The organism is Mycobacterium sp. MAC_080597_8934, from assembly GCF_000523975.1.
GTDB lineage: Bacteria > Actinomycetota > Actinomycetes > Mycobacteriales > Mycobacteriaceae > Mycobacterium > Mycobacterium avium.
In genome coordinates this window covers 118,332-144,462 of the sequence record NZ_JAOS01000050.1, presented here as the reverse complement: position 1 = coordinate 144,462, position 26,131 = coordinate 118,332, and the positions used below count along the sequence as shown (strand labels likewise).

Here is a 26,131-nt window from a genome sequence, read left to right as displayed (position 1 = left end):
TGTGATCGGGTAAACGCGGTATCGCAAACCGTGTTAGCATCGCGTCGTGACGAGCCCTTGGAATGACCCGAATATGTCGGACGAAGGAGCGCTCAGACGGGGGGATCCGTCAGGGGGCAGCAACTTCCCGGATTCGGTATCGGACACGATGCGTATTACCGATCTGGCCGCGCCGCGAAAAATTCCACCGGGGTCCGGCTGGCGGAAATTCATTTACACCATCTCATTTCACAAAATAAATCCCGGTGAATCTCCCCGCGAACGGCACTACCGCGACCTGCAAAATCGCATCCGGCGCCATATTCGACGGCAATACGTCATCACCGTCGTCTCCGGCAAGGGCGGCGTGGGGGTCACCACGCTGGTCGCCTGCATCGGCGGTGTGTTCCGGGAATGCCGCCCGCAGAACGTGATTGCCATCGACGCGGTCCCGGGTTTCGGCACGCTGGCCGACCGCATCGACGAGTCCCCGCCGGGCGACTACACCGCCATCATCAATGACACCGACGTGCAGGGCTACGCCGACATTCGAGAACACTTGGGGCAGAACGCAGTTGGGCTGGACGTGCTGGCCGGGAACCGGACCTCGGATCAGCCGCGGCCGTTGGTGCCCGCGATGTTCTCCGGGGTGCTGTCGCGGCTGCGGCGCACCCATACCGTGATGATCGTCGACACCTCGCCCGACCTCGAACACGAAGTGATGAAGCCGGTCTTGGAGAACACCGACACCCTGGTATTCGTCTCCGGCATCACCGCGGACCGCTCGCGTCCGGTGCTGCGGGCGGTGGATTACCTGCGCTCGCAGGGCTACCACGAGCTGGTCTCGCGCAGCACCGTGATCGTCAACCACACCGACCAGATCACCGACAAGGACGCGCTGGCGTACCTGACCGAGCGGTTCACCAAGGTCGGCGCGACGGTCGAGGCGTTGCCGTTCGACCCGCACCTGGCCAAGGGCGGCATCATCGACACCGTCCACGAGCTGAAGAAAAAGACGCGGCTGCGGCTTTTCGAGATCACCGCCGGGCTGGCCGACAAATACATTCCTGATGCCGAGCGGGCGGTGCCGTGACATCGCCGCATAAGGTCGCCTTTCCGGCGCGTTGTGCGGTCAACATTTCTTACGAGAAGCACCTGTGTTCCCAAGTTTTTCCGGCCGGAATTCCGGTGGAGGGATTCTTCGAGGGAATGGTCGAGCTGTTCGACGCCGACCTGAAGCGCAAAGGTTTCGACGGCATTGCTTTGCCGGCCGGCAGCTACGAACTGCACAAGATCAATGGGGTTCGGCTCGATATCAATAAGAGCCTGGACGAGCTTGGCGTCCAGGACGGCGACACCCTGGTGCTGGTGCCGCGGGTGGACGGCGAGTCGTTCGAACCGCAGTACGAGTCGCTGTCCAGCGGGTTGGCCGCCATGGGCAAGTGGCTGGGCCGCGAGGGCGGTGACCGGATGTTCGCTCCGGTGACGCCGCTGACCGCCGCGCACACCGCGGTCGCGGTGATCGCGATGGCGGTGGCGGTGGTGGTGGGGCTGTGCCTGCGGGCGCGGACCTTCACCGACGGCCCGATCCCCGCGGCGGTGGCCGGCGGCATCGGTGCGCTGCTGCTGATCGCGACGCTGGTGGTGCGCAGCGGGTGGCGCGAGCGCCGCGACCTGTTCAGCGGGTTCGCCTGGCTGGCGGTGGTGGCGCTGGCCGTGGCCGGCGCCTGCGCCCCGCCCGGCGTGCTGGGCGCCGCGCACGCGCTGATCGGGGTCGTGGTGGTGATCCTGGGGGCCATCGCGATCGGGGTGACGGCACGCAACCGGTGGCAGACCGCGGTGGTCACCGCGGTGGTGACGGTGTGCGGGGTGCTGGCCGCGGTGGCCGCGGTCCGGATGTTCCGTCCCGCCTCGGTGCAGGTGCTGGCGATCTGTGTGCTGGTGGGATTGCTTGTGCTGGTTCGGATGACGCCGCTGATCGCGCTGTGGGTGGCCCGGGTCCGGCCGCCGCACTTCGGCTCGATCACCGGCCGCGACCTGTTCGCCCGGCGCGAGGGCATGCCGGTCGACACCGTGGCCCCGGTCAGCGAGGACGAATCCGAGGAGCAGGACAACGAATTGACCGACATCACCGCGCGCGGCGCCGCGATCGCCGCCTCGGCGCGGTTGGTCAACGCGGTCCAGGTGGGGCTATGCGTCGGGGTGTCGATCGTGCTGCCCGCCGCGGTGTGGGGCGTTTTGACGCCCGGACGCCCGTGGGCGTGGCTGGCGCTGGTGGTCGCCGGGCTGGTGGTGGGCATCTTCATCACCCAGGGCCGCGGCTTCGCCGCCAAGTACCAGGCCGTCGCCCTGGTGTGCGGGGCGTCGGCCGCGGTGTGCACGGGAGTGGTCAAATACGCGCTCGCCGCGCCGCACGATGCGATGACCGGGCTGCTGTGGCCGGTGGTGGCGGTGGCCACCTTCGCCGCATTCGGTTTGGCCGCAGCGCTTTTGGTGCCGGCGATGCGGTTCCGGCCGTTCATCCGGTTGACCGTGGAATGGGTGGAAGTGCTCGCGTTCATCGTCCTGCTGCCGGCGGCGGCGGCCCTGGGAGGGCTCTTCACGTGGATTCGCCACTGAGACGGGCGGCGGCGCTGGCCGCCGCCCTGACCCTGGTCGCACTATCAGCCAATGTTCCTGCCGCACAAGCGATTACACCCCCCTCGGTGGATCCGGGCATGGTGCCACCGGACGGGCCGCCGCGGCCCGACCAGCCGATGCGGCGCGCCAACAGCTGTTCGGCGCCGATCACCGTGCGAAACCCGGACGTGGCGCAGTTGGCGCCCGGGTTCAACCTGCTCAACATCGCCAAGGCCTGGCAGTACAGCACCGGCAACGGGGTGCCGGTCGCGGTCATCGACACCGGGGTGTCGCCGAACCCGCGGCTGCCGGTGGTGCCCGGCGGCGACTACATCATGGGCGAGGACGGCCTGTCGGACTGCGACGCCCACGGCACCATCGTCAGTTCCATCATCGGCGCTGCGCCGCAAGGGATCCTGCCGATGCCGCGGCCGATGCCGGCCACCCCGGCGTTCCCGCCGCCGGCCGGGCCGCCGCCGGCCGTGGCGCGCCACCCCGCCGGTCGAGGTGCCGCCCCGGTGGCGCCCCGCCCCGCCGCCGCCGGTGACCATCACCCAGGTTCTTCCGCCGCCCCGCCACCGCCGCCCCGCCGCCGGAGGCGGCGGCGCCACCGCCGCATCCAACGGGCCGCCCGATCCGCAGACCGAGGACGAACCCGCGGTGCCGCCGCTTCCGCCGGGCGCGCCCGACGGGGTGGTGGGCGTGGCCCCGCACGCGACCATCATCTCGATACGGCAATCCTCGCGGGCCTTCGAACCGGTCAACCCGCCGCCGGGCGACCCCAACTCCGACGAGAAGGTCAAGGCCGGCACGCTGAATTCGGTGGCGCGCGCAGTGGTGCACGCGGCGAACATGGGCGCCAAGGTGATCAACATCTCGGTCACCGCGTGCCTGCCCGCGGCCGCTCCCGCCGATCAACGCGCGCTGGGCGCGGCGCTGTGGTACGCGGCCACCGTCAAGGACGCGGTGGTCGTGGCCGCCGCCGGCAACGACGGCGAAGCCGGCTGCAACAACAACCCGATGTTCGACCCGCTGGACCCGTCCGACCCGCGGGACTGGCATCAGGTCAAGGTGGTCTCGGCGCCGTCCTGGTTCTCCGACTACGTGCTGTCGGTGGGCGCCGTCGACGCCAGCGGCGCCGCGCTGGACAAGAGCATGTCCGGCCCGTGGGTCGGGGTGGCCGCGCCCGGCACCCACATCATGGGGCTCTCGCCGCAGGGCGGCGGGCCGGTCAACGCCTACCCGCCGTCACGGCCGGGCGAGAAGAACATGCCGTTCTGGGGAACGAGTTTCTCGGCGGCCTACGTCAGCGGCGTCGCGGCGTTGGTGCGCGCGAAGTTCCCCGACCTGTCCGCGCATCAGGTGATCAACCGGATCGTGCAGTCCGCGCACAATCCGCCGGCCGGGGTCGACAACAAGGTCGGCTACGGGCTGGTGGACCCGGTCGCCGCGCTGACCTTCAACATCCCACCGGGTGACCGGATGGCGCCGGGCTCCCAAAGCCGGATCATCACTCCGGCCCCGCCGCCCCCGCCGCCCGATCACCGGGCCCGCAACATCGCCATCGGATTCCTGGGGACCGTCGCGGCCGGGGTGCTGGTGCTCGCGATCGCGGCGCGATTGCGGAGGGCCCGATGAGACCCAACCTCACCGGGTTCAGCCGCGGCAGCAACCGCCGGGTGGTCGGGGTGTGGGTGGTGTTCGTGCTCGCGCTGGCGAGCTGGCTGCTGGGCGGCTACATCGCCGCCGCGGTGGCCGTGCTGGTGGGCGTCGCGCTGGTGTTCGTGCGCTGGTGGGGTCAGCCGGCCTGGTCGTGGGCGGTGTTGTGGCGGCGCGGCCAGCGTCCCATCGACTGGTCGGCCCCGATCACGGTGGCCAACAACCGATCCGGCGGCGGCGTGCGGGTGCAGGACGGCGTCGCGGTGGTCGCGGTCCAACTGCTGGGCCGGGCGCACCGGGCCACCCTGGTGACCGGCTCGGTGACCGTCGAGACCGAAAACGTGCTCGACGTCGTCGAATTGGCGCCGATGCTGCACCAGGCGCTGGGTTTGCAGCTCGATTCGATCAGCGTCGTCACCGTCGGGTCCCGGCACGGCAACGTGGGCGATTACCCGCGGGTGTACGACTCGGAGATCGGCACCCCGCCGTACGCCGGCCGGCGCGAGACCTGGCTGATCATGCGGTTGGCAGTGATCGACAACGCGCAGGCCCTGCGCTGGCGCACAACCATTGGCGCGGCGGCGATTTCGGTTGCCCAGCGGATCGCCGGGCTGCTGCGCTGCCAGGGGCTGCGGGCGAAGGTGGCCAACGCCACCGACCTGGCCGAGCTGGACCGACGGCTCGGCTGGGATGCGGTGTCCGGCACCGTGCAGCGCTGGAAGGCCATCCGCGGGGAAGCCGGCTGGATGACCACCTACGCCTATCCGCCGCAGGCGATCACCTCACGCAACCTGTCCCAGGCGTGGACGCTGCGTGCCGACGAGGTGATCCAGAACGTGACCGTCTATCCCGACGGGCACTGCAGCGCGACGATCACGGTGCGCACCCCGACCCCCGCCCCCACGCCGCCCAGCGTGATCCTGCGCCGGCTCAACGGCGAACAGGCCGCCGCGGCGGCCGCCAACATGTGCGGCCCCCGACCACACCTGCGCGGGCTGCGGCGCAGCCGGCTGCCCGCCGAGCTGATCACCGAGATCGGCCCGTCGGGCGTGCTGATCGGCAAGCTGCCCAACGGCGATCGGCTGCTGATGCCGGTCACCGACGCCGGCGAGCTGTCGCGCGTCTTCGTCGCCGCCGACGACCCGATCGCCAAGCGCATCGTGATCCGCACGGCCGGCGCCGGCGAACGGGTCTGCGTGCACACCCGCGACATGTCGCGCTGGGTCAGCGTGCGGATGCCGGAGATCAGCGTCGTCAACAGCTCCCGCCCGGCCCCGCGGACCACCGTCAGCGTGGTGGAGTACGCCCCGCGCCGTGGCGAGGGCGTCGAGGCCGCGATCTCGCCCACCCCGCGGCCGGCGACCGTGATCACCGTCGCCCCCGCCGGCACCACCCTGTCCGAGGCGCAGCGGCACGGCTTCGAGGTGATCATCGAACAAGTCAGCCCCGCGGTGGTGAACGTCAGTGCGGCGGGGAAGAATTGGCTTGTCGAGATGGACATGTTCCGCGCCGAGCACCGCTACGTCAGCCTGGAGCCGGTCAGCATGTCCGTCGGCATGTAGCGACGCCGGTGCTCTGATGGGGGAATGTGATGGGTGATTTGCAAGCTGCCCGAAGGCATTTCGACCGCGCCATGGCGATCATGAGCCGCCAGGGGCGGGCGGCCGCGTTGCCGGAGTTCGTCGCCGCCACCGACGCCGACCCGTCGATGGCCGACGCGTGGCTGGGGCGCATCGCGTGCGGCGACAGCGACCTGGCGTCGCTGCGCAAGCTCTACGCCACCAGCGAATGGCTGCACCGCGAGACCACCCGGATCGGGCAGACCCTGGCCGCCGAGATCCAGCTGGGCCCCTACATCGGCATCACCGTCACCGACGCCTCGCAGGTCGGGCTGGCGCTGTCGTCCGCGCTGACCATCGCCGGGGAGTACGCCGAGGCCGACAAGCTGCTGGCCAACCGCGACCTGCTGGACTCGTGGACCAACTACCAGTGGCACCAGCTGGCCCGCACCTTCTTGATGTACCGGACGCAGCGCTGGCCGGATGTGTTGTTGACGGCCGCGGAGGAGTTGCCGCCGCAGGCCATCATCATGTCGGCGGTGACGGCCTCGATCTGCGCGCTGGCCGCGCACGCCGCCGCCCACCTGGGCCAGGGGCGGGTGGCGCTGGACTGGCTGGACCGGGTCGACGTCATCGGGCAGACCCAGGCGTCGTCGCGCTTCGACGCCGATGTGCTGACCGCGTCCATCGGCCCGGCCGACATCCCGCTGCTGGTCGCCGATCTGGCCTACGTGCGTGGGATGGTGCACCGCCAGCTGGGCGAGGAGGACAAGGCCCAGATCTGGCTGTCCAAGGCCACCATCAACGGCGTCCTCACCGAGCCCGCCAAGGAGGCACTGGCCGACCCGAACCTGCACCTGGTGATCACCGACGAACAAACCATCGACAGCCGCACCGACCGGTGGGACGCCTCGTCGGCCAAGAGCCGCGACGAGCTCGATGACGACGCCGCCGCCGAGCGGCGCGCCGAGCTGCTGGCCGAGGGCCGCCGGCTGCTGGCCAAACAGGTGGGGCTGGCCGCGGTCAAACAGGCGGTCGCCGCGCTGGAGGACCAACTCGAAGTGCGGATGATGCGCCTCGAGCACGGCCTGCCGGTGGAGGGCCAGACCAACCACATGCTGCTGGTCGGCCCGCCGGGCACCGGTAAGACGACCACCGCCGAGGCGCTGGGCAAGATCTACGCCGGCATGGGAATCGTGCGCCACCCCGAGATCCGCGAGGTGCGCCGATCGGACTTCTGCGGGCACTTCATCGGCGAGTCGGGCCCCAAGACCAACGAGTTGATCGAAAAGTCCTTGGGCCGAATCATTTTCATGGACGAGTTCTACTCGCTGATCGAGCGGCATCAGGACGGTACGCCCGACATGATCGGCATGGAGGCGGTCAACCAGCTGCTGGTCGCCCTGGAGGCGCACCGCTTCGACTTCTGCTTCATCGGCGCCGGCTACGAAGACCAGGTGGACCAATTCCTCACCGTCAACCCGGGTTTGGCGGGCCGGTTCAACCGCAAGCTGCGGTTCGAGTCCTACTCGCCGGCCGAGATCGTCGAGATCGCGCACCGCTACGCCACCCCGCGCGCCAGCCTGCTCGACGAGGCCGCGCGCGAGACGCTGCTGGACGCGGCGACCACCATCCGCAACTACACCACTCCCGGCGGCCGGCACGGCATCGACGCGATGCAGAACGGCCGGTTCGCCCGCAACGTCGTCGAACGCGCCGAGGGCTTCCGCGACACCCGGGTGGTCGCGCAGAAGCGTGCCGGCCAACCGGTCACGGTGGACGACCTCAAGATCATCACCGCCGCCGACATCGAGGCGGCGGTGCGCAGCGTGTGTTCGGACAACCGCGACATGGCCGCCATCGTCTGGTGAGCGGCGCCCGCCGTCACGCCGGGTCGAAGCGGAAGACGGCGAGTTGCCCTGCCAGCGCCTCGAATTCGTCGGCCGTGCCGTCGCGCACCAGCCCCGACCGTTTCGCGAACCCCACCCCGACCGGGACCTTGGCGGGGAACTCGCGCAGCACCGGCCGGGCTTCGTCGGCGGACAGTTCGACGATGCGGACGCGCCGGGACCGCCGGCCCCGGCGCAGCGTGCCGGTGCCCGCGGCGCGGGCGTTGGCCGCCCAGTCGGCGCCGGGATAGCCGGCCACCACGTACAGGCCGCCCCGGAACTCGAACGGCGTCATCGGCGTGCTGCGCGGCTGACCCGACTTGCGCCCGGGCACGGTGAGCACCATGGCCGGCCCGGTCGGGATGCCCAGCCGCTGCACGGCCATCATCACCTTGTTCATCGGTTTGAGGTAACGCGGGGGACGTAGTGCGGTCATGTCAGACTCCTTCCTTGCGTTCATTGCGGCGGTCGAACAGGTCGCGGTGCGTGGCGACCCAGTGGGCGAACGGAAGTGCCGGGCGCCCAAGGATTTTCTCGACGTCGTGGGTGACCAGGGCGGGTTTGTCCAGGGTTTCGGCGAGCATGGCGAGGTAGGCGTCGGCGAAACCGGCGCCCAGGCCCAACCCGACGAACCGCTGCCGCACCGCTGCGGCGGGGATCTCCCGGTACCGCAGCGACCGGCCCAGCACGGTCCCGATCACCTCGACCAACTGGGCGTTGCTCAACGCCTGCGGCCCGGTCAGCGGGATCCGTTGTCCGACAAGGTCATCGGTGAGCAGGGCGTCCGCTGCGACGTCGGCGATGTCGGTCTCGACGATCGGCGCCGAGGACGCCGCCGCATACGGCCCGGCGACCACGTCGCCTTCGCGCAGCTGCGCCGACCACATGCCGGCGAAGTTCGTCGCGAACACGGTGGGCCGCAGGCTCACCCACGCCAGACCGGAGCCAACGGCGAGCTGTTCTACCTCCCTGTTGCGGTCGCCGCGAGATCGGGACGGCTGGCGGGAGAAGTCGTCGTCGGCGTTGATCGCCGACAGCGCAACCAGCTTCGTGACCCCGCCGCGCGCGCACCGGGCCACGACGTCCTCGAGCTGCCCGCCCAACGCCCGGGAATTCAGGAAGACCGCGGAGGCGCCCGGTAGCGCGTCGGCGGCGGTATCGAAGAGCTCGACCTGTGCCGGGAATCCGGCCGGTCCGGATCGGCGGGTGACCGCCCGGACCGGTGCGCCGGCGGCGAGCAGCGCGGTGACCAGCGGGCGCCCCACGTTGCCGGTGGCCCCGGTGACGACGATTGTCATGTGCGTGTTCCTTCCAGGTGTTTCGTCCACTGCTGCAAGGACGGGGCCAAAGGTGGGAAAGTTACACCGGAAGAACGGGTAACTTTTTGCGGCAGCAGATCGTCGAAGAGTCATGAACCGGTCGCCGTCAGCCGACGACCAGGTCGCCGAGGCCTGGCGTCGTCACCGCCCCTACCTGGTCAACCTCGCCTACCAGATGCTGGGCGACATCGGCGACGCGGAAGACGTTGCGCAGGAGGCATTCCTGCGGCTGTCCGCCGCGGGCGACATCGACGACATGCGGGGCTGGCTGACCGTGGTGGCCAGCCGGCTCTGCCTGGACCAGCTGCGCTCGGCCCGCGCGCGACACGAACGTCCGGGCGATGTCGGCGAGCAGCCGGCCCCGCCGCGGTTCGACCCGGCCGACCGGATCACCCTCGACGACGAGGTCCGCACCGCGCTGCTGGAGGTGCTGCGCAGGCTCAGCCCGGGGGAGCGGGTCAGCTTCGTGCTGCACGACGTGTTCGGGGTGCCCTTCGAGGCCATCGCGCACACCGTGGGTCGCCCGGTTGGCACCTGCCGCCAGCTGGCCCGGCGCGCCCGGGCGAAATTCGTTGCCGCGCAACCGAAGCTGAACACCGTGGGCGCGGCCGAGCATCAGCGGGTCACCGAGAAGTTCATCACCGCATGCGCCAACGGGGACCTGGCCGGGTTGGCCGCCGTGCTGGATCCGACGGTCTGGGGTGTGGGCACCGTCCTCGCCGACCCGGCCCCGCCGCCGCAGGTCAACCACGGCCCGGATGCGGTGGCCACCAACCTGCTTCGCTACCTGTGGCCGGACGTCACCCTGGTCGGCGGGCCGGCCGGGGCGCCGGTGCTGCTGGCGTTCAGCCAACGCCGGCTGTTCGCCGTCATCGTGCTCAGCATCCGCGACGCGCGGGTGGTCAAGATCGAGGCGATCGCCGACCCGGCGGCCCGCAGCGCCGGCTAGTGTTCCGGCGGGCGCCGGTCGGCGGAACGGTCGGGGCGGCGGGCGAAGTAGCCGGCGATCGTCGCCGTCACCTCGAGGAACTTGCGCCGGGTGGCCGGGGCCATCTCACCGTTCACGTCGATCACGCCACCGGGGCGCAGATGGGGATCGAACGGCACCTCGATCACCGGGCGGCCGTGGTCGACGAACTCGCGGGCGAGCAGCGCCCGGGTGCGCTTGTCGGCGTGGCCGTCCGAATCGTTGAGCACCACGAGGCTGTTGGTCAGCAGCGTCGTCAGGCCGTGATCGGCCAGCCACTCCAGGGTTCTCGCGGCGGCCGACGCGCCGTCGGCCCACGGGGAGGACACCACGATCAGCGCGTCGAGGTCGCGCAGCACCTCCTGGGTGAGCGGCGCGTCCATGGTCGAGCCGCAGTCGATCACCGAGATGGTGAAGTGCCGGTCCAGCCGCCGCGTAGCCTCCCGGTAGATCGCCGGATCGAGCACCCGGCGGGGACCCGACGCCGGCTCGCCGCCGAGCACGTGCAGGCCCGCGGCGTTGCGGCCCAGCCGGGCCACCACGTCGTCGAACGACCGCAGGTTCTGGTCGGCGGTGAGCTCCCAGAACGAGCCCGTCGACGCCGGATCGATGCGGCTGCCCAGCCGCCCGAACGCGGTGTCGGCGTCGATCGCCACGACGTGGTCCTGCCGGCGCAGCTCGGCGAACAGCGAGCCGACGCTGGCGGCCACCGACGTCTTTCCCACCCCGCCCTTGCCGAGCACGCCGACCTTGTAGTTGCCGTACAGGCGGGCCTGGATGGCCTGCACGAATTGCGCCTCGCGGCGTTGGGCGGGGGATGGGCCCAGGTCGATCAGGCCGAACGTGGCGAGCCGCAGGGCGCGTCGCCAACCGCGGTCGGGCAGTTGCGGCGCGGCGGAAGGCTGCGGCCGCGGCGTGGGCGCCGCGGGAGCCGGCCGCGGCGGGCGGGTGCGGGCGAAACGTGGCGGTGCCGGCGGCCGGGTCGGGGCGTTGGGCGGCGTCGGGGCCGCGGCGGCGCGGGGCGCGAGGCGACCGGGGCGGCGGCGCCTCGGCCGCGGCCGGGCGCTCGGCCGCTCGGGCTGCAGACGGTCCCGCAGGAATTCGTCGCGCTCGTTCATGGGCTCCTCGGATGCCAGGCCGTCGATCGTCGCGGCGGTGGCCCGGCCGCGGCGGGCTCGTCACGTGATGAGCGCCACGGTCCACCGTGCGACGCCGGATGTGACCGATACCCGTCCAGTATCGCCTCACCGGCCCGCGCGCCCTACCGGGTCGGCACCTGCAAACCCCGCCGGGACACGGGCCGGGCCGATACCCGCGTGCCAAAGCCGCCGCCGGCGCCCACACGCCGCTCACCAGCAAACTCGCGTCGGCGGGAGCCGCCCGCCGCGCCTCACCCGGGATCGGCGCTGTTGCGCCGAGAATTCCCGGCCCCGGTCGGCGGCCCGGCCGCCGCGGCGTCGGGTGGCGGCAGCGAAATTTTTCGGCGCCGCCCACCGGCGGTTAGACTTGTCGAAGTTGGCATGTCAGGCGGGTATTGTCATATCGTTTTACGACTTGTCGAGACCGGTTCCAGGCCACCGTTCAAAGCTGCACGGACGTCCCCAACAGGATCATCTCCGCCTGGCGCACAGCCCATCGAGACAAGGCCGACGGGGTTCTACCGCAACCTCCGGTGTGACCTCGTCGGGGCCGCTGCCAACGGCCGCGCAGAACGTTCAGGTGAAGGGTCAGGTGCATATGACGCCCAAGCGCGCCGGGTTGTACAACCCCGCGTTCGAGCACGACGCGTGCGGGGTAGCCATGGTCGTCGACATGCACGGCCGACGCAGCCGCGACATCGTCGACAAGGCGATCACCGCGTTGCTCAACCTCGAACACCGGGGTGCCCAGGGCGCCGAGCCGCGCAGCGGTGACGGCGCCGGCATCCTGATCCAGGTTCCCGACGCCTTCTTGCGCGAGGTGGTGGACTTCGAGCTGCCGCCCGAGGGCAGCTACGCCACCGGTATCGCGTTTTTGCCGCAGTCGTCCAAGGACGCCGCGACCGCTTGTGCCGCAGTGGAAAAGATCGCCGAGGCCGAGGGCCTGACGGTGTTGGGCTGGCGCAACGTCCCCACCGACGACTCGTCGCTGGGCGCGCTGTCGCGCGACGCCATGCCCACCTTCCGGCAGGTGTTCATGGCCGGCGCCTCGGGGATGACGCTGGAGCGCCGCGCCTACCTGGTGCGCAAGCGCGCCGAGCACGAGCTCGGCACCAAGGGCCCGGGCCAAGACGGTCCCGGACGCGAAACCGTTTACTTCCCAAGCCTTTCCGGTCAGACCTTCGTGTACAAAGGCATGCTGACCACCCCGCAGCTCAAGGCGTTCTACCTCGACCTGCAAGACGACCGGTTGACCAGCGCGCTGGGCATCGTGCACTCCCGCTTCTCCACCAACACTTTTCCGTCGTGGCCGCTGGCGCACCCGTTCCGGCGCATCGCGCACAACGGTGAGATCAACACCGTCACCGGCAACGAGAACTGGATGCGGGCGCGCGAGGCGCTGATCAAGACCGACGTGTTCGGCACCGAGGCCGACGTCGAGAAGCTGTTCCCGATCTGCACCCCGGGCGCCTCGGACACCGCGCGTTTCGACGAGGTGCTCGAGCTGCTCCACCTCGGTGGGCGCAGCCTGGCCCACGCGGTGTTGATGATGATCCCCGAGGCCTGGGAACGGCACGAGTCGATGGACCCCGCCCGGCGGGCGTTCTACCAGTACCACGCCTCGTTGATGGAGCCCTGGGACGGCCCGGCGTCGATGACCTTCACCGACGGCACCGTCATCGGCGCGGTGCTCGACCGAAACGGCTTGCGCCCCTCGCGGATCTGGGTCACCGAGGACGGCTTGGTGGTGATGGCGTCGGAGGCCGGTGTGTTGGATCTGGACCCGGCCACGGTGGTGCGCCGGATGCGGTTGCAGCCCGGCCGGATGTTCCTGGTGGACACCGCCCAGGGCCGGATCGTCTCCGACGAGGAGATCAAGGCGGAGCTGGCCGCCGAGCACCCCTACCAGGAGTGGCTGGACCGCAACCTGGTCCCGCTCGACGACCTGCCGCAGGGCGACTACAAGCGGATGCCGCACGACCGACTGGTCAAGCGGCAGCAGACCTTTGGCTACACCTACGAGGAACTGAACCTGTTGGTGGCGCCGATGGTGCGTACCGGCGCCGAGCCGATCGGGTCGATGGGCACCGACACCCCGGTCGCGGTGCTCTCGCAGCGGCCGCGGATGCTCTACGACTACTTCCAGCAACTCTTCGCGCAGGTGACCAACCCGCCGCTGGACGCCATCCGCGAGGAGGTGGTGACCAGCCTGCAGGGCACCACCGGCGGCGAGCGCGACCTGCTCACCCCGACCGAGCTGTCGTGTCACCAGATCGTGCTGTCCCAGCCGATCCTGCGTAACCGTGAGCTGGCGAAGCTGGTCAACCTGAACCCCGACGACGAGGTCAACGGGCGCCCACATGGCATGCGTTCCAAGGTGATTCGCTGCCTGTACCCGGTGGCCGAGGGCGGCGCCGGGCTGGCCGCCGCCCTGGAGGACGTGCGCGCGCAGGCCTCGGCGGCGATCGCCGACGGCGCGCGGGTGATCATCCTGTCCGACCGCGAATCCGACGAGAAGATGGCGCCCATCCCGTCGCTGCTGGCGGTGGCCGGGGTGCACCACCACCTGGTGCGCGACCGGACCCGCACGCACGTCGGCCTGGTGGTGGAAAGCGGCGACGCCCGCGAGGTGCACCACATGGCCGCCCTGGTCGGCTTCGGCGCCGCGGCGATCAACCCCTACATGGTGTTCGAGTCGATCGAGGACATGCTCGACCGCGGCGTCATCGAGGGCATCGACCGCAACACCGCGCTGAACAACTACGTCAAGGCCGCCGGCAAGGGTGTGCTGAAAGTGATGTCCAAGATGGGCATTTCGACGCTGGCCTCCTACACCGGCGCGCAGTTGTTCCAGGCGGTCGGCATTTCCGAGGACGTGCTCGACGAGTACTTCACCGGGCTGAGCTGCCCCATCGGCGGCATCACCCTGGACGACATCGCCGCCGACGTCGCCGCCCGGCACGCGCTGGCCTACCTGGACCGCCCCAACGAACGCGCGCACCGCGAGCTCGAGGTGGGCGGGGAATACCAGTGGCGCCGCGAGGGCGAGTACCACCTGTTCAACCCGGAGACCGTGTTCAAGCTGCAGCACGCCACCCGCACCGGCCAGTACAAGATCTTCAAGGACTACACCCGGCTGGTCGACGACCAGAGCGAGCGGATGGCGTCGCTGCGCGGCCTGCTCAAGTTCCGCGCCGGGGTGCGGCCGCCGGTTCCGCTGGAAGAGGTCGAGCCGGCGAGCGAGATCGTCAAGCGCTTCTCGACCGGGGCGATGAGCTACGGCTCGATCTCCGCCGAGGCGCACGAGACGCTGGCCATCGCCATGAACCGGCTGGGCGGACGATCCAACAGCGGCGAGGGCGGCGAGGACGTCAAGCGCTTCGACCGCGACCCCGACGGCAGCTGGCGGCGCAGCGCCATCAAGCAGGTCGCCTCGGGCCGGTTCGGTGTCACCTCGCACTACCTGACGAACTGCACCGACATTCAGATCAAGATGGCCCAGGGTGCGAAACCCGGTGAGGGCGGCCAACTTCCGGGGCACAAGGTGTACCCGTGGGTGGCCGAGGTGCGGCACTCCACCCCCGGTGTCGGCCTGATCTCGCCGCCGCCGCACCACGACATCTACTCCATCGAGGACCTGGCCCAGCTGATCCACGACCTGAAGAACGCCAACCCGGCCGCCCGGGTGCACGTCAAGCTGGTCTCGGAGAACGGCGTCGGCACGGTGGCCGCGGGCGTGTCCAAGGCGCACGCCGACGTGGTGCTGATCTCCGGTCACGACGGCGGCACCGGCGCCACCCCGCTCACCTCGATGAAGCATGCCGGCGCGCCCTGGGAGCTGGGGCTGGCCGAGACGCAGCAGACGTTGCTGCTGAACGGATTACGCGACCGGATCGTCGTCCAGGTCGACGGCCAGCTCAAGACCGGACGCGACGTAATGATCGCGGCGCTGCTGGGCGCCGAGGAATTCGGCTTCGCCACCGCGCCGCTGGTGGTGTCCGGCTGCATCATGATGCGGGTCTGCCACCTGGACACCTGTCCCGTCGGCGTGGCCACCCAGAACCCGGTGCTGCGGGAACGGTTCACCGGCAAGCCCGAGTTCGTGGAGAACTTCTTCATGTTCATCGCCGAAGAAGTCCGGGAATACATGGCGCAGTTGGGATTCCGCACCCTCAACGAGGCCGTCGGCCAGGTGAAGTCGCTGGACACCACGCTGGCGCGGGCGCATTGGAAGGCGCACCGGCTGGACCTGGGCCCGGTGCTGCACGAGCCGGAATCGGCGTTCATGAACCAGGACCTGTACTGCAGCTCACGCCAGGACCACGGCCTGGACAAGGCGCTCGACCAGCAGTTGATCGTGATGAGCCGCGAGGCGCTGGACTCCGGCAAGCCGGTGCGGTTCTCCACCACGATCAGCAACGTCAACCGCACGGTGGGCACCATGCTCGGCCACGAGGTGACCAAAGCCTATGGCGGCCAAGGGTTGCCGGACGGCACCATCGACATCACCTTCGACGGGTCGGCGGGCAACAGCTTCGGCGCGTTCGTGCCGCGCGGCATCACCCTGCGGGTCTACGGCGACGCCAACGACTACGTGGGCAAGGGCCTGTCCGGTGGCCGGATCGTGGTCCGGCCGTCGGACAACGCGCCGGCCGACTACGTCGCCGAGGACAACATCATCGGCGGCAACGTGATCCTGTTCGGCGCCACCAGCGGGGAGGCGTACCTGCGCGGTGTCGTCGGCGAGCGGTTCGCGGTCCGCAACTCCGGGGCGCACGCCGTCGTCGAGGGCGTCGGCGACCACGGCTGCGAATACATGACGGGCGGCAAGGTCGTCGTGCTCGGCCGCACCGGCCGCAACTTCGCGGCCGGAATGTCCGGCGGTGTGGCCTACATCTACGACCCGCCCGGCGAATTCCCGCAACATCTCAACGCGGAGATGGTCGAGCTCGAGAGCTTGGACGACGATGACATCGAGTGGCTGCACGGCATGATTCAGGCACACGTCGACGCCACGGATTCCGCTGTGGGCCAGCGGATTCTGGGCGACTGGGCGCAACAGCAGCGGCACTTCGTCAAGGTGATGCCGCGCGACTACAAGCGGGTGCTGCAGGCCATCGCCGAAGCCGAACGTGACGGCGGCGATGTCGACAAGGCGATCATGGCGGCCGCGCATGGCTGATCCGAGCGGCTTCCTGAAATACACGCATCGGGAACTGCCGAAGCGCCGGCCTGTCCCGCTGCGGTTGCGCGACTGGCGAGAGGTCTACGAGGAATTCGACCACGGGACCCTGCGCGAGCAGGCCACTCGATGCATGGACTGCGGTATTCCGTTCTGCCACAACGGTTGTCCGCTGGGCAACCTGATCCCGGAGTGGAATGACCTGGTGCGCACCGGGCGGTGGCGCGACGCCATCGAGCGGCTGCACGCCACCAACAACTTCCCGGACTTCACCGGGCGGCTGTGCCCGGCTCCGTGCGAGCCGGCCTGCGTGCTCGGCATCAACCAGGACCCGGTGACGATCAAGCAGATCGAGCTGGAGATCATCGACAACGCCTTCGACGAGGGCTGGGTGCAGCCGCTGCCGCCGGACAAGCTGACCGGCAAGAAGGTCGCCGTGGTCGGCTCCGGCCCGGCGGGTCTGGCCGCCGCCCAGCAGCTGACCCGGGCCGGGCACAGCGTCACCGTCTTCGAGCGGTCCGACAAGATCGGCGGGCTGCTGCGCTACGGCATCCCGGAATTCAAGATGGAAAAGCGGGTCCTGGACCGCCGGCTGGACCAGATGCGCGCCGAGGGAACCGAATTCCGCGCCGGCGTCAACGTCGGTGTCGACATCACCGCGGACCAGCTGCGCGCCGATTTCGACGCCGTCGTGCTGGCCGGCGGCGCCACCGCCTGGCGGGATCTGCCCATTCCCGGCCGGGAGCTGGACGGCATCCACCAGGCGATGGAGTTCTTGCCGTGGGGCAACCGGCAAGCCTCGGGCGACCTGGACGAGGCCGACATGGACGCCGACGGGCAGCCGCCGATCACCGCCAAGGGCAAGAAGGTCATCATCATCGGCGGCGGCGACACCGGCGCCGACTGCCTGGGCACCGTGCACCGGCAGGGCGCCACCGAGGTGCACCAGTTCGAGATCATGCCGCGTCCGCCGGACACCCGTGCCCCGTCCACCCCGTGGCCGACCTACCCGCTGATGTACCGGGTGTCCTCGGCGCACGAGGAGGGCGGCGAGCGGGTGTTCTCGGTCAACACCGAGGAGTTCGTCGGCGAGAACGGTCGCGTCACGGCGCTCAAGGCGCACGAGGTGACCATGGAGGACGGCATGTTCGTCAAGGTCGAGGGCTCGGAGTTCGAACTCGAGGCCGACCTGGTGCTGCTGGCGATGGGATTCGTCGGCCCCGAGAAGGAGGGCCTGCTCACCGACCTCGGGGTGAAGTTCACCGAGCGTGGCAACGTCGCGCGCGGCGCCGATTTCGACACCTCGATTCCGGGCGTGTTCGTGGCCGGGGACATGGGTCGCGGCCAGTCGTTGATCGTCTGGGCGATAGCTGAGGGCCGGGCGGCCGCGGCGGCGGCGGATCGGTTCCTGATGGGCGCCACCGCGCTGCCGGCGCCGGTCAAACCCACCGCGGTACCGCTGCAGTAGTAACACCAGTCACACCAGAAACACGACCGGTTTCGCTCGGCGCGTCTTCCACAGTTTGCCAGGGCGTTGGTGTCTAATAACCCGTTGTGAGCCCGCTCACAGGGGGGTCACACCGGTTTCCCGGTTGAAGGACCGACCGCAGGAGTGTTCGTTGTGCATATCAATCCAGTACCTCGGTCGCGGATGGGGCGAATCGCCTGGTCATGGCTGCGTCATCCGGTGAAGAGCCGCGAGTTCCCCGCCAAGCACGAGCGTCTGGTCACCGCGCAGGACCTTCTGCTGTTCGGTGTGTGATCGCCGGGCCGACGTGGCGCCCGACCCCCGGTGTGTTTGCTCGCGGCGGGCCCGGCGGGCGGGTGCCTCAGGAACGCAATAAACCCGAGTCGCGGATCGCCTCGGCGAGCGGCTCCAGCACCGCGGGGTCGTGCGGCGGCGGCAGGTAGACGATGCCGAGATCCAATCCCTCGGCGGCCAGCGCGGCCGCGTCGTCGATGACCTTGCCGTAGTCCAGGTCCGGCTCCAGCCGCAGGTGCGCCGAGAGCAGGATCTCCTTGGGATCGCGCCCGATGTCCGCGCAGTGCGAGGCCAGCACGTCGCGCTTGTGGGCGAAGACGTCCGGCGGGCCGCCGACGAAGTTCCAGTGCTGGGCGTAGCGGGCGGTGATCCGCAGGGTGCGCTTCTCCCCGCTGCCGCCGATGCAGATCGGCGGGTGCGGCCGCTGCGGTCCCTTCGGCTCGTTGCGGGCCCCCTTGAGCTGGTAGAACTTGCCGTCGAAGTCGGTGGCCTCCTGGCTGAGCAGGCTGGTCAGCACCGCGCACGCCTCCTCGAAGCGGTCGAAGCGTTCCCGGATGCTGCCCAGTTCGATGCCGTAGGCGCCGGACTCCTCCTCGTTCCAGCCGGCGCCGATACCCAGCTCGAGCCGGCCGCCGGAGATGATGTCGACCGCGGCGGCCATGTTGGCCAGCACCGCGGGGTGGCGGTAGTGGATCCCGGTGACCAGGGTGCCCAGCCGCAGCCGCTTGGTGGCCTGCGCCAGCGCGGTCAGCGTCGTCCAGCCCTCCAGGCAGGGGCCGCTGCTGTCGGAGAAGATCGGGTAGAAGTGGTCGAACGTCCAGCCGGATTCGTAGACGTCGATGTCGTCGGCCGCTTGCCAGACGGCCAGCATCTGGGCCCAGGTGGTGTTCTGCGGGGAGGTCTTGAAGGCGAATCGCATGACGCCGACGTTAGTCGGTCTTTATGAAGGACAACTAAACTCGACGTTCTGATGACGTTCGGTTGTGGCTCCCTGGGACTCGACACCAAGATCACCCTGCTGGCCGCGGGGCTGATCTTTTTGCTCGCGCTGATCCTGGGCGTGTGGAAGTACCGCGAGATGATGACCTCGGAGAACCACCTTGCGCATCCCTACGTCGATATCGCGCACCGGGCGGCGCTGCTGTACTCGTTCGCCACGCTGCTGATCGCGGTGTTCGTGCAACTGAGCGCCTGGCCGGTGTCGGTGAACCTGGCCGCGGCCGGGGTGCTGGTCTTCTTCTTCCTGGCGGCCATCCTGGCCTACATCGGCCACGGCGCGCGGCGCGACACTGTCAACCAGTTCGAGCGCCCCACCGCCGGACTGCGGTGGTCGATGGCCGCGCTGATCGTCGGGGAGATCGGCGGGTTCGGCGTGCTGTTCGCCGGGTTCGTCGCCGGACAGCTGTGGTGATGCGCGCGGGGGTTCGGCGGTGATCTGCGGCGCCCGGCTTCTCCGCGCTGGCGGTCACCGCGCGGGCACACTGGAGTCATGGACCCGGTAGTTGCGCTGCGGCAGATCGCGTACTACAAGGACCGCAGCCGCCACGACCCCAGGCGGGTGATGGCCTACCGCAACGCGGCCGATGTCATCGAGGGCCTCGACGAGGCGACGCGGGAGCGCCACGGGCAGGCCAACAGCTGGCAGTCGCTGCCCGGCATCGGACCCAAGACCGCCAAGGTGATCGCGCAGGCCTGGTCCGGTCGCGAACCCGACATGCTGGTCGAATTGCGTTCTGCCGCAGAGGATCTCGGTGGCGGCGATATCCGTTCGGCGCTGCGCGGCGATCTGCATGTGCACTCGAACTGGTCGGACGGTTCGGCGCCGATCGAGGAGATGATGGCCGCCGCGGCGGCGCTCGGGCACGAATACTGCGCGCTGACCGACCATTCGCCGCGGCTGACCATCGCCAACGGCCTGTCGCCGGAGCGGCTGCGCAAGCAGCTCGACGTGATCGACCGGCTGCAGGACACCGTCGCGCCGATGCGCATCCTGACCGGGATCGAGGTGGACATCCTCGAGGACGGCGGGCTGGACCAGGAACCCGAACTGCTGGAGCGGCTCGACGTCGTGGTGGCCAGCGTGCACTCCAAGCTGTCGATGGATTCCGCCGCGATGACCCGCCGGATGCTGCGCGCCGTGCAAAATCCGCACGCCGACGTGCTCGGCCACTGCACCGGCCGGTTGGTGTCCGGCAACCGCGGCATCCGGCCGGAGTCCAAGTTCGACGCCGAGGCGGTGTTCACCGCCTGCCGCGAGCACGGCACCGCGGTGGAGATCAACTCCCGGCCGGAACGCCGCGACCCGCCGACCCGGCTGCTGAACCTGGCGCTGGAGATGGGCTGCGTGTTCAGCATCGACACCGATGCGCACGCGCCGGGCCAGCTGGAATTCCTCGGCTACGGCGCCCAGCGCGCCCTGGACGCCGGGGTGCCCGTCGACCGGATCGTCAACACCTGGCCGGCCGAACGGCTGCTGGAGTGGACGGCCGGCTAGGTCCGATCAGTCCGGCAGGTGCGGCATCTCGAGTCCCGGGTCGCGGCCCAGCAACACCGCCGGCGTCAGCGCCGCCTTGCCGTAGCGGCGCCGCACCCGGTCGATCGCGGCGTCGATGGCATCTGGCGGCCGACCCTGGAACGGCAGCATCAACTGCTGGGCGCCGTCGCGGTCGATGCCCGACACGGCGAAGCCGACCAGCGTCAGCCCGCGCCGCGCGATCATCGGCGCCGCGCCCGCCACCAGCCGCCGGGCGGCGGCCAGGATCGGCGCGGTGGACGACGTGGCCCACGGCAGGGTGTGCGAGCGGGTCACCCGGGTGAAGTCGTCGAAGCGCAGCCGCAGCACCACGGTGCGACCGGTGCGCCCGGCGGCGCGCATGCGGCCGGTGATGCGGTCGATCAGGTTGACCACCACGGCGTCGATCTCGCTGTCCGACATGGTGTTTCCGGCCCGGCCCAGCGCCCGCTGGGCGCCGACCGACCGGCGCCGCACACCGGTGCTCACCCGCCTGCGGTCGATGTTGCGGGACAGCGCGTAGAGCTGCCGGCCCATCGCGGCGCCCACCATCGAGCCCAGCGTCGACTCGCTGAGCTCGGCCACGTCGGCCACGGTGGCGATGCCGTGCGCGCGCAGCTTCTCGGCCGTCACCGCCCCTACGCCCCACAGCCGGCGCACCGGCAGCGGGCGCAGGAAGGCCAGCTCCTGATCGGGCGGCACCAGCAACAGCCCGTCCGGCTTGGCCTGCTGGCTGGCCACCTTGGCCAGGAACTTGGTCCGGGCGATCCCGACGGTGATCGGCAGCCCGACCCGGTCGCGCACGTCGGCGCGCAGCCGCTGCGCGATGTCCACCGGCGTGCCGGACACCCGGCGCAGCCCGCCCACATCGAGGAACGCCTCGTCGACCGACAGCGGCTCCACCAGCGGGGTGCACTCGCGGAACACCCGGAAAACGGCGTCGCTGGCCCGGCTGTAGGCGTGCATCCGCGGCGGCACCACCACGGCGTGCGGGCAGAGCCGGCGGGCCTGCGCCCCGCCCATCGCGGTCCGCACGCCGTAAGCCTTGGCCTCGTAGCTGGCCGCCAGCACCACGCCGCCGCCGACGATCACCGGCCGGCCGCGCAGCGTCGGGTCGTCGCGCTGCTCGACCGACGCGTAGAAGGAGTCCAGGTCGGCGTGCAGGATGGACGCATCACACCGCACGAACATATGTTCGCATGCGGTGCCGACAGGCGGCGCTAGCCGGATTCGCCGTAGATGCTGCTGACCCAGATGTGGGTGAGGGTGTCGACCACCCGGTCCTCGGCGACGGCCGGGGTCTCGGCGGACAGGGCGGCCATCATGGTGCGCTCGTTCATCTGGTTCAACGACGTGGCCAGGTCGGCGGCGGGAATGGTGTCCGGCGCCGCGCCGCGCTCGCGTTCGGCGGTGATCATGGCCGCGGTCTGGTCGATCCACTTCTGCATGAATCCCGACCACACCGAGCGCAGCTCGGAGCTGGTGGCCAGCGCCTCGGTGGCCGCGCGGGCCAGCGCGCGATGCGAGCTGAACGCGGTGAAGAACGCCTTGATGCCGTTGCGCCACACCCGCCGCGGGTCCGTCGGCAGCCGCTGCACGGCACCGTCGAACTCGGCGTCGGCCCGTGCGATCACCGGCTCGAGCAGCGAGAGCACCACCGCCTCTTTGGACTTGAAATAGAAGTAGAACGTGGGCCGGGACAGCCCGGCGCCCTTGGCCAGGTCGTCGACCGAGATGCCGGCGAACGGCCGGGTCTCCAGCAGTCGCTCGGCGGTGGCGAGGATGGCCTGCTCGCGCTCGTCGCCGCTGGGGCGGATGGCGCGACGGCCCCGCAGGGCGCGCGTCTGGCCGGCGGTAGTCACGGCCGCTACTTTACACGCCGTCGATAATTTCGACAGGGTGTTGACCGATTCGACACGGTGTTGATAGCGTGGTTTTCATGACTGAACACCTTGACGTCCTCATCGTGGGCGCCGGAATCTCCGGCGTGAGTGCCGCCTGGCACCTGCAGAACCGCTGCCCCACCAAGAGCTACGCCATCCTGGAACGCCGCGCCGACCTGGGCGGCACCTGGGACCTGTTCAAGTACCCGGGCATCCGGTCCGACTCCGACATGTTCACGCTCGGCTTCCGGTTCAAGCCGTGGCGGTCGGCGAAGTCGATCGCCGACGGCGCGTCGATCAAGGCCTACATCAAGGAGGCCGCGGTCGAGAACCGGATCGAGCCGCACATCCGCTACCGGCACCGGGTGGTGGCCGCCGACTGGTCCGATGCCGACAACCGCTGGACGGTGACCGTGGAACACGACGGCCAGCACAGCGAGATCACCTGCTCGTTCCTGTTCGCCTGCACCGGCTACTACAACTACGACGAGGGCTACTCGCCCACCTTCCCCGGGGCCGAGGATTTCGGCGGCACCATCGTCCACCCGCAGCACTGGCCCGAGGACCTCGACTATGCGGGCAAGCGCATCGTGGTCATCGGCTCCGGCGCCACCGCGATCACCTTGATCCCGGCCCTGGTGAACTCCGGCGCCGGGCATGTGACGATGCTGCAGCGCTCGCCGACCTACATCGGCTCGCTGCCCGGGGTCGACCCGTTCGCCGAGCGGGCCAACCGGCTGCTGCCCGACCGGCTGGCGCACATGGCCAACCGCTGGAAAGCCATCGCGTTCAGCACCTTTCAGTACCAGCTGTCCCGCAAGGCCCCGGCCTACATGCGCAAGACGCTGATGACGATGGCCAAGCGCCGCCTGCCCGAGGGCTACGACGTGGAAAAGCACTTCGGGCCGCGCTACAACGTGTGGGACGAGCGGCTGTGCCTGGCCCCCGACGGCGACTTCTTCCGCACCATCCGGCACGGCAAGGCCGACGTCGTCACCGACACCATCGACCGGTTCACCAAGACCGGCATCAGGCTGAACTCCGGCGAGGAACTGCCGGCCGACATCATCGTCACCGCAACGGGATTGAACATGCAGCTGCTCGGTGGGGTGACGCCGACCCGCAACGGCGAGCCGGTCGACCTGACGTCGCTGATGACCTACAAGGGGCTGATGTTCTCCGGGATGCCGAACTTCGCAATCACGTTCGGCTACACCAACGCATCGTGGACGCTGAAGGCCGACCTGGTCTCCGAATTCGTCTGCCGGCTGCTGAACTACATGGACGCCAAGGGGTTTGACTTCGTGGAGCCGCAACACCCGGGCGAGGACGTCGACGAGCTGCCGTTCATGGACTTCACTCCGGGCTACTTCCGCCGGTCGATGCACCTGCTGCCCAAGTCTGGGTCGCGGGCCCCGTGGCGGCTCAAGCAGAACTACTTCTTCGACATGCGGACCATCCGGCGCGGTAGGGTCGACGACGAGGGCCTGAAGTTCGCGAAAAAGCGTGCGCCGGTAGCGGTTTAGTCTCCCGCAGCGACGACGACGATCCCGTCGTCGTCGCTGTAGGCGATGTCGCCGGGCGTGAACGTCACACCGCCGAGGGTGATGTCGACGTCGCGCTCGCCGGCGCCGGTCTTGGTGCTCTTGCGCGGATTGGTGCCCAGCGCCTTGACGCCGATGTCCATGCCGCGCAGGGCGGCGCTGTCGCGCACCGCACCGTTGACGATCAGCCCGGCCCAGCCGTTGGCGCGGGCCAGCTCGGCGATGACGTCGCCGACCAGCGCCGTGTGCAGCGAGCCGCCGCCGTCGACCACCAGGACTCCGCCGCCACCCGGCTCGGAGAGCACCGATTTGAGCAGCGCGTTGTCCTGGAAGCAGCGCACCGTGCTGATCGGCCCGGCGAATTCGGTGCGCCCGCCGAGCTGACGGAATTGCAGGTCGCAGCTGCGCACGTCGGGCCCGATGTCGTCGACCAGGTCGGCGGTGGGCCGAAAGGAAACGGTCACGTCGGCGCTCAGCGGCGGCGCAGCTGGCGGATGAGCAGGATGGCCAGCAGGCTGACGGCGACGGCGACGATCAGCGGCACCGGCGACTGACCCGCCGCCGGCCCCACGACCGCGGGAGCCACCGGGTTGTCCGCGGCTTCGACGGTCGACTTCGCTTGTGCGGCAGCATCTTTGGCGGCGGCGGTCAGGTCCCCGTTGGTGTCGGCCCGCTGCCCGCCGCCGGTGGGGGTGTTCTTGGCCGGCGCCTTCTTCGCGGGGGCCTTCTTGGCGGGTGCTTTCTTGGCGGGCGCCTTCTTCGCAGGTGCCTTCTTGGCCGGCGCTTTCGCGGTCTTCTTGGCCGCCTTGGCGGGCGGTTGCTCCTCCGGCGGGTCGCCGGCGCCGTCGGCTGCGCTGTTGGTGGGGTCCTGCGGGTCTGCCATGCGGCCGCTCCTCGACCTTCCTCTGTCGTCGTTCCCTGGCTCACCGGGGTCTTCGACCCATCATGCCAGGACGCCTCCCGCCGGCCGGGCCGCCGGTCACCGCCCGCGCCGGGCCGCCCACCAGGCGCCCCGGCGATCAGCGCCGCCGCGGCCGCCACGAACGGCCAGACCGGCACCGCGCCGCCACCCCCGCCGGCGTGCCCGGCCGCGGCGGGCCCCGGCGTGCCGGTGCCGGGCACGGTCAGCCGGAACGACCAGGATCCCGACACCACGTGGCCGTCCGCGGAGGTCACCCGGTAGTTGGCCGTGTACGTCCCGGCCGGCCCCAGCGGGCGCACCGCCACGCTGACCACCGCGCCCTGCACGGTGGGCTCTCCGGTGGACCACACGTTGCCGTCCGGCCCGACCACCGTCATCGCGGCGAAGGTGGTTTGCAGCTGTTCGTTGAAGGTCGCGCTGACCCGGTGCGGCCCGGTCGTCAGCGCCGCGTCGGCGGCGGGGTCGGTGGCCACCCGGGCGGCGTGCGCCCACGCCGCGGGCGCGGTCAGCCCGGCGATCAGGACCAGGGCGCCGACGCACGCGCCAACCGCCCAGCGCCTCATGCCCGTCGGCGGACCAGGGCGATCGCGATGCCCAGCGCGGCCAGCACCAGCGCGGCGCCGCCAGCCACCGCGCGGCGTTGTCGGCCGCGGCGGGCCCGCCGGGGTGCTGGTGGCCGGCCGCCGGCCCGGCGGCCAGGGCGAGCGTCGGGGCCGGGTGCTCGGGCTCGCCGCCGTCGGGCAGCGGCGGCTGATCCCACTTGACCACGGTGCCGTCGGCGTAGGTCTGGGTGGCCGGAAAGCTGACGGTGTCGGCGTCGGGCAGCTTCACCGACAGCCGGAACAGGGCGAACTGGTCGGGCCCGATGCCGCCGCCCGCGGCGGCGGTCCAGGTGACCGAGCGGACGGTGCCGGATGCCGCGTCCCGGTCCAGCCGGGCCGTCCAGCCCGGCATGGTCTCGGTGTGCGCCGCGGCCACGTTGGGCAGCGCGACGGTCAGCGCGGTGGTGGCGGCCCCGGTGTTCGATTCATTGGGCACCTGGAAGGTGACGACGGCCATGGCGCCGCGCACCGGGTTGTCGCTGCCGGCGTGCACGTGCGCCGACGCCATCGGGGACCAGGCCACCGATCCGAGGCACAGGGCGGCGACGGCGACCAGCAGGCGCGGGGCCCGGCGCTTGCGCGGCGGCATGCGGG

General features: G+C 70.3%; 18 protein-coding genes and 3 pseudogenes. 11 read left to right on the top strand and 10 right to left on the bottom strand.

Features of this window, described 5'->3' with window-relative positions:
- Nucleotides 1-46 precede the first annotated feature (46 nt).
- From NF20_RS21705 to eccA2, 5 genes and pseudogenes are all read left to right on the top strand, one after another.
- Nucleotides 47-1,072 (top strand): MinD/ParA family ATP-binding protein, encoded by a 1,026-nt coding sequence (locus NF20_RS21705; protein ID WP_003876911.1) that lies wholly within the window; start codon nucleotides 47-49, stop codon nucleotides 1,070-1,072.
- Nucleotides 1,069-2,598, top strand: a complete 1,530-nt coding sequence (gene eccD, locus NF20_RS21700) for a type VII secretion integral membrane protein EccD (RefSeq protein WP_080711143.1) — start codon at nucleotides 1,069-1,071, stop codon at nucleotides 2,596-2,598. Before NF20_RS21705 ends, eccD begins: the two co-directional genes overlap by 4 nt.
- Nucleotides 2,583-4,236 (top strand): annotated as a pseudogene (gene mycP2, locus NF20_RS21695) (type VII secretion system ESX-2 serine protease mycosin MycP2). Before eccD ends, mycP2 begins: the two are co-directional and overlap by 16 nt.
- Nucleotides 4,233-5,819 carry a type VII secretion protein EccE gene (eccE, locus tag NF20_RS21690; RefSeq protein WP_033717491.1) on the top strand — a complete coding sequence of 529 codons (1,587 nt, stop codon included), beginning with the start codon at nucleotides 4,233-4,235 and terminating at the stop codon, nucleotides 5,817-5,819. Before mycP2 ends, eccE begins: the two are co-directional and overlap by 4 nt.
- 29 nt (nucleotides 5,820-5,848) lie before the next feature.
- A complete protein-coding gene (gene eccA2, locus NF20_RS21685; protein ID WP_050485424.1) occupies nucleotides 5,849-7,687 on the top strand; it encodes a type VII secretion system ESX-2 AAA family ATPase EccA2 in 1,839 nt (612 codons plus the stop codon).
- 13 nt (nucleotides 7,688-7,700) lie between these two features.
- Here the strand turns inward: eccA2 and NF20_RS21680 are convergent, their stop codons facing one another.
- Nucleotides 7,701-8,141 (bottom strand): nitroreductase family deazaflavin-dependent oxidoreductase, encoded by a 441-nt coding sequence (locus tag NF20_RS21680; protein ID WP_011723374.1) that lies wholly within the window; start codon nucleotides 8,139-8,141, stop codon nucleotides 7,701-7,703.
- A 1-nt stretch (nucleotide 8,142) separates the two neighbouring features.
- Entirely contained in the window at nucleotides 8,143-9,003 is an 861-nt protein-coding gene (locus tag NF20_RS21675; RefSeq protein ID WP_023900476.1) for an NAD(P)H-binding protein, read from the bottom strand.
- Between the two features lie 112 nt (nucleotides 9,004-9,115).
- Between NF20_RS21675 and sigI the strand changes: the two genes are divergently transcribed.
- Nucleotides 9,116-9,973, top strand: coding sequence for an RNA polymerase sigma factor SigI (sigI, locus tag NF20_RS21670; protein ID WP_023900475.1), 858 nt, complete (start codon nucleotides 9,116-9,118; stop codon nucleotides 9,971-9,973).
- Here the strand turns inward: sigI and NF20_RS21665 are convergent.
- A complete protein-coding gene (locus NF20_RS21665) occupies nucleotides 9,970-11,109 on the bottom strand; it encodes a MinD/ParA family ATP-binding protein (RefSeq protein WP_033717488.1) in 1,140 nt (379 codons plus the stop codon). The genes sigI and NF20_RS21665 overlap by 4 nt on opposite strands.
- A 619-nt stretch (nucleotides 11,110-11,728) precedes the next feature.
- On the opposite strand from NF20_RS21665, the gene gltB reads away from it, so the two are divergent.
- Nucleotides 11,729-16,312 carry a glutamate synthase large subunit gene (gene gltB, locus NF20_RS21660; RefSeq protein WP_009974399.1) on the top strand — a complete coding sequence of 1,528 codons (4,584 nt, stop codon included), beginning with the start codon at nucleotides 11,729-11,731 and terminating at the stop codon, nucleotides 16,310-16,312.
- Entirely contained in the window at nucleotides 16,305-17,780 is a 1,476-nt protein-coding gene (locus tag NF20_RS21655; RefSeq protein WP_033711118.1) for a glutamate synthase subunit beta, read from the top strand. The genes gltB and NF20_RS21655 overlap by 8 nt, the downstream gene beginning before the upstream one ends.
- 361 nt (nucleotides 17,781-18,141) lie before the next feature.
- Here NF20_RS21655 and NF20_RS21650 read toward each other — a convergent pair whose 3' ends face one another.
- The gene (locus tag NF20_RS21650; protein ID WP_033711119.1) at nucleotides 18,142-18,993 is read right to left on the bottom strand and encodes an LLM class F420-dependent oxidoreductase; all 852 of its coding nucleotides are present in this window, start codon (nucleotides 18,991-18,993) and stop codon (nucleotides 18,142-18,144) included.
- A gap of 51 nt (nucleotides 18,994-19,044) precedes the next feature.
- Between NF20_RS21650 and NF20_RS21645 the strand changes: the two genes are divergently transcribed.
- Both NF20_RS21645 and NF20_RS21640 read left to right on the top strand, forming a co-directional pair.
- Nucleotides 19,045-19,485 (top strand): hypothetical protein, encoded by a 441-nt coding sequence (locus NF20_RS21645; RefSeq protein WP_033711121.1) that lies wholly within the window; start codon nucleotides 19,045-19,047, stop codon nucleotides 19,483-19,485.
- A gap of 78 nt (nucleotides 19,486-19,563) precedes the next feature.
- On the top strand, nucleotides 19,564-20,568 hold the full coding sequence (locus NF20_RS21640) for a PHP domain-containing protein (protein WP_011723382.1): 1,005 nt from the start codon (nucleotides 19,564-19,566) through the stop codon (nucleotides 20,566-20,568).
- Nucleotides 20,569-20,574: 6 nt separating this feature from the next.
- Here NF20_RS21640 and dinB read toward each other — a convergent pair whose 3' ends face one another.
- Nucleotides 20,575-21,777: a DNA polymerase IV gene (gene dinB, locus NF20_RS21635; protein ID WP_033711122.1), complete on the bottom strand. Its 1,203-nt coding sequence runs from the start codon at nucleotides 21,775-21,777 to the stop codon at nucleotides 20,575-20,577.
- 29 nt (nucleotides 21,778-21,806) lie between these two features.
- A complete protein-coding gene (locus tag NF20_RS21630; protein WP_023900469.1) occupies nucleotides 21,807-22,448 on the bottom strand; it encodes a TetR/AcrR family transcriptional regulator in 642 nt (213 codons plus the stop codon).
- Between the two features lie 77 nt (nucleotides 22,449-22,525).
- On the opposite strand from NF20_RS21630, the gene NF20_RS21625 reads away from it, so the two are divergent.
- Nucleotides 22,526-23,995 (top strand): flavin-containing monooxygenase, encoded by a 1,470-nt coding sequence (locus tag NF20_RS21625; RefSeq protein WP_033711146.1) that lies wholly within the window; start codon nucleotides 22,526-22,528, stop codon nucleotides 23,993-23,995.
- On the opposite strand, the gene rraA is transcribed toward NF20_RS21625, so the two are convergent.
- From rraA to NF20_RS21610, 4 genes and pseudogenes are all read right to left on the bottom strand, one after another.
- Entirely contained in the window at nucleotides 23,992-24,477 is a 486-nt protein-coding gene (rraA, locus tag NF20_RS21620) for a ribonuclease E activity regulator RraA (protein ID WP_011723386.1), read from the bottom strand. The two genes, NF20_RS21625 and rraA, sit on opposite strands and share 4 nt — an antisense overlap.
- Before the next feature lie 8 nt (nucleotides 24,478-24,485).
- On the bottom strand, nucleotides 24,486-24,896 hold the full coding sequence (locus tag NF20_RS21615; RefSeq protein WP_033711125.1) for a hypothetical protein: 411 nt from the start codon (nucleotides 24,894-24,896) through the stop codon (nucleotides 24,486-24,488).
- A gap of 96 nt (nucleotides 24,897-24,992) precedes the next feature.
- A pseudogene (locus tag NF20_RS26845) lies at nucleotides 24,993-25,498 on the bottom strand (copper resistance CopC family protein).
- Nucleotides 25,495-26,126 (bottom strand): annotated as a pseudogene (locus NF20_RS21610) (YcnI family protein). The pseudogenes NF20_RS26845 and NF20_RS21610 overlap by 4 nt, the downstream one beginning before the upstream one ends.
- Nucleotides 26,127-26,131 lie beyond the last annotated feature (5 nt).